Here is a 3,176-nt window from a genome sequence, read left to right as displayed (position 1 = left end):
AATGCAATGATATTAAAAATAAAATATTGACAAATGCAATCCGCACTTTATATTTGATAATGAGTTTTAATTAGATTTATATTTTTATTTATATTAATATGCGCCCTATCGGTAACACCCGATACACCTTGCCGCTCGAGACAAAACAGCGGTATCCATCATATCTTTTCTTTAAAAGGAAAAATCATGAAAGCATCGCAATTAACCCTCGCCGTCCTTCTGACCGCAGCCTTCGGCTCTGCTGCTCATGCGGCTAATGTGGAAGGTGGTTCAAGCAATCCAAACTTAATCGAACCCAAAACATCAGATTCCCTACCCTTCGGTGCAGGTGCGGCCGGTATCAAAGTCAGCACAGGCAACGGCCTGTCCAAATCCATCAACCTCCAAGCCGGCCCCGCGCAGCGCATCCGCAACAAATACGGCAATGCGCCCATCAACGGCGGTAATCAGAACGCCAATGTAAACGGCACGGCCAATCCGAAATATCTGCAACCCGGCGACATCAACCCGATTGCGGGCTGGTTCTCGAAAACCAAACTCGCCCAAGTGTGGTATGAAAAACGCGCCAACAACACCGAAGTGTTCAGCGTACGCCAAATGGCCGACCCCAAATTACCGATTGCGCCGAAATTCGGCGGCATGACCTTTGCCAAAGTGCCGACTGCGGCAACCAACGTCTTCTTCGGCGAATGGGCTCCGCGCAAAGGCAACAGCAATCAGATTACCAACAGCACGGATTTGAATATGAACGACGGCAACCGCACGGTTTGGTTTGTGGGTGAGAATCCGACCAAAAACACTATGGGCTTAGCTACCGCCACCTATAATGTTGTCGGTATCAACAAGCACACGCCGGGCAAAAACGATTTCTATACCGGTGAAATCAAAGCCACATTCGGTACGGGTGACAAAGGTTCTATGAGCGGCGCACTGAAACGCGCAGGCGATAAGGATTTGAGCTTTAATGGTGTTGAAATTAACAATGCTGACGGCTTGTTCAAAAGCGGTGCGGGTAATCATGAAAAAATCCAAGGCCAATTCTACGGCAAAGGCGCGGCAGCTATGGCGGGCTATGCCGAACGCGGCAACGGCAAAGGCGACGACGTAGCCTTCGGCGGCGCGAAAAAATAACCTTGCCCGCTTACGCGATTAGGGAATGCCGGTGTTTTCGGCGTTTGGCCGTCCGTTCCCGCAATCAGAAAAACCGCCGTTTTTTAACCGCAGCCGCAGTAGGCATAAATATACTGCGGCTGACCTGTTTCCGAAGTGCCGTGCAAACCTGCATTGCCTTGATGGATTTCTGCTTTTACTTCTTTCAGACGGCCTCCCCTCCCAAAGGACCCCATCCCATGACCCACCGCCTCTGCCTGCTTTTCCTGCCGCTCTGTACGGTCTGCCTTGCCGCCCCGTCCGACGATGCCGCAGATGAACGCCGCCGCCTGCTGGACGAGGGCAGCCGCCAAACGCAGCAATACCGCGAAAGTGGTTGGCTGGATACGGAGCAGGCACGCGGGGAAATAGAGGAAAACGACGGCTATATTTCGATAGGCGGCGAAATCTACCAAGTCGGCGATACGGCGGAAGAGCTGGAAAGCGCGATTTATCACTCCCTCAACGCGCGGCAGTGGCACAAGGTGCGGCAGTTCGCCGCCCGCTACGACAAACTGCCCCAGCACAAACCCGCGCTGATTCATTTGGCCGATGCGCTACAAAAACGGGACGAAGGGAATTTCCGCGCGGCAAGGAACAGTTTTCAGACGGCCTTGGAAGCCGAACCCGACAACCCCCGCCTTCTGCTCGAAGCGGGGCGGTTTTATGCCGAAGACAACCAAAACAAAGAGTCCGCCGCCGCGTTTGAGAAAGTTCTGAAAACGGATATTCCTGCTGAAACTCACCCCATCGTGGAAAACTACCTGTCCGAACTGGGCAAACGCCGCCGCTGGCACGGCCAAATCAGCCTCGGCTACGGCTACAATAGCAATGTAAACCAAGGCAACGGCATCAACCAATGCGTGTGGGAAATCTCAGGCATGTGCCTGATGGAGCGCACCCTGCCCGCGCCAACGGATTCGACCTTCTCATCCTATAGCGCGACCGCCGAAAAAACCGTCCCGCTCAAAGGGCATCACGGCGTACAGGTGCGCGGTGTGCTGTACGGCAACCGCTACACGGAAAAAGACAAAGATTCGGCGGCCATGCCGGATTACGGCTATCACAACGGTTCGCTTTACGCGGGATATGCCTATGCCGACGCACGCTCCTCATTTTCCCTGCTGCCCTATTTCGAATACGACTTCCGCAACCGCCACACCCACTACCGCGCATGGGGTGTGGATGCCGACTGGTCGCGCACACTCTCCCCGCGCTGGCGTGTCAATGCCCGTGCCGGAGCGAAAAAGACCGGATACGGCGGACAAAGCAAAGATTATTTTGCAGACTACAAACAATACGAACTGGGCGCGGGGGCGGAATTTTCCATCACGCCGAAAAGCGGTCTGTTCGCCAACTTTGATGCAACACGCAAAGCCTATCCCGAAAAATCTTCTTCCAGCAAGGAATATACAACACGGCTGGGAGCGTATAGTTTTTTTTCAAGCGGTACTTACCTCAACGCCATCCTGCTTCACCGCCGCAGTCTTTATGACGCGGCAAGTTTTGTCAGCGACAACAAACGGCGGCGCGACAATCAATACATAATGATAGCCGCTGTGGGCTTTCCGCAGTGGAACCTTAAAGGCGTGTACCCTGAGTTTCGTTTCAGACGCTCAATCTCCCATAGCAATACAGCACATTACCGCTACCGTCAGAGTGAATGGCTACTAAATTTTAAATATCGATTTTAAAATTGAGTCATTTAGAAATACGCTAAAACAGCGATACAACCATACTGTTTTACTCCTTTCTATATCATGCCGTCTGAAAAAAGCCGATACACCTTTCCGATGTATCGGCTTTCGCTATCTGCTCAACGCTTAATTCTTGCCGGGCAATTCTTTTTCGCTCAATGGTTCGATGTACCAAATATCGCGACAGTAGTCGGCGATGGAGCGGTCGGATGAGAAGAAGCCCATGTTGGCGATGTTGATCAAGGCTGATTTACGCCATGCGGATACGTTGCGGTAGTGTTCGTCCGCTTTGTATTGCGTGTCGATGTAGCTGCGGAAATCGGCCATCAG

General features: G+C 52.3%; 4 protein-coding genes. 2 read left to right on the top strand and 2 right to left on the bottom strand.

Annotation, left to right across the window (positions count from 1 at the left end):
• Positions 1-186: 186 nt before the first annotated feature.
• Positions 187-1,131 (top strand): Slam-dependent surface lipoprotein, encoded by a 945-nt coding sequence (locus tag ACTHS3_RS11045; protein WP_070607794.1) that lies wholly within the window; start codon positions 187-189, stop codon positions 1,129-1,131.
• Positions 1,132-1,214: 83 nt separating this feature from the next.
• Here the strand turns inward: ACTHS3_RS11045 and ACTHS3_RS11040 are convergent, their stop codons facing one another.
• The gene (locus tag ACTHS3_RS11040; RefSeq protein WP_283116349.1) at positions 1,215-1,346 is read right to left on the bottom strand and encodes a hypothetical protein; all 132 of its coding nucleotides are present in this window, start codon (positions 1,344-1,346) and stop codon (positions 1,215-1,217) included.
• Between the two features lie 3 nt (positions 1,347-1,349).
• Here ACTHS3_RS11040 and ACTHS3_RS11035 point away from each other — a divergent pair, with 3 nt between their 5' ends.
• On the top strand, positions 1,350-2,843 hold the full coding sequence (locus ACTHS3_RS11035) for a surface lipoprotein assembly modifier (protein WP_070607796.1): 1,494 nt from the start codon (positions 1,350-1,352) through the stop codon (positions 2,841-2,843).
• Positions 2,844-2,972: 129 nt separating this feature from the next.
• Here ACTHS3_RS11035 and ACTHS3_RS11030 read toward each other — a convergent pair.
• Positions 2,973-3,176, bottom strand: a 204-nt coding sequence (locus ACTHS3_RS11030; RefSeq protein WP_440367962.1) for a glycogen/starch/alpha-glucan phosphorylase, incomplete at its 5' end; no start/stop codon positions are given.

The sequence above is a fragment of the Neisseria sp. P0009.S007 genome, from assembly GCF_051962515.1.
The sequence above is the reverse complement of the archived record's forward strand: the minus strand, read 5'-3'. Positions and strand labels throughout refer to the sequence as shown.

Bases quoted from the DNA above. Each gene is read 5' to 3' on its own strand.
- ACTHS3_RS11045 (WP_070607794.1), top strand. From the start codon at position 187: ATGAAAGCATCGCAATTAACCCTCGCCGTCCTTCTGACCGCAGCCTTC.
- ACTHS3_RS11040 (WP_283116349.1), bottom strand. From the start codon at position 1,346: ATGGGGTCCTTTGGGAGGGGAGGCCGTCTGAAAGAAGTAAAAGCAGAA.
- ACTHS3_RS11035 (WP_070607796.1), top strand. From the start codon at position 1,350: ATGACCCACCGCCTCTGCCTGCTTTTCCTGCCGCTCTGTACGGTCTGC.